This is a genomic window from Devosia sp. 919 (genome assembly GCF_013185965.1).
In the GTDB taxonomy this organism is placed as follows: Bacteria; Pseudomonadota; Alphaproteobacteria; order Rhizobiales; family Devosiaceae; genus Devosia.
The window spans coordinates 1-659 of record NZ_JABAOL010000011.1; the positions used below are offsets into that span (position 1 = coordinate 1).

The following is a 659-nucleotide window of genomic DNA, read 5'->3' on the forward strand; positions in this document are numbered from 1 at the left end:
TACCGGGGGTTGCAGCTCCTTGCGCCGCCAGCGCCCACACAGGGTCTGACGACACTGGGCATCATGGGCATTCTCTCCCATTTTGATTTCTCGTCCATTGCCGAGGACAGCGCCGAGCATGTTCACCTGGTGGTGGAGGCGGTCAAACATGCCTTTCTCGATCGCCACATGATCGCCGATCCAGATAGCTGCGATGTCGATTTCGGTGCCATGCTCGATCCGGCGCGACTTCGCGCCAAGGCGGAAACGATCAGCGATCGCGCCATGGCCTGGCCCCAGGTCTTTGCCTCCGCCGATACGGTGTACTTCGCCGCCACTGACAAGGAGGGCCGCTGTGCCTCCGTGCTCCAGAGCATCTACTTTGATTGGGGAAGCGGGGTGGTTGCCGGCGATACCGGCATTCTCTGGCAGAACCGGGGGGCGGCATTCGATCCTGATCCCAGCCACATCAACGGCTTTCGACCCGGTAAGCGACCCTTTTACACCCTCAATCCGGGCATCGCTTTGCGCAACGGCAAGCCAGGCTTGCTTTATGGGACCCAAGGGGCGGACGGGCAGCCGCAAACGCTCGCCATGCTGCTCACGCGCCTCATTGATTACGGCAGACGGCCAGCCGAAGCGTTGGCGGGGGGGAGGTTCTTGCTGGGACGGACATTTTC

1 protein-coding gene is annotated in these 659 nt (G+C 61.9%); it reads left to right on the forward strand.

The window, feature by feature from the left end:
* The coding region (locus tag HRQ64_RS19925; RefSeq protein ID WP_172125972.1) for a gamma-glutamyltransferase at positions 1-659 on the forward strand (659 nt) is incomplete at both ends.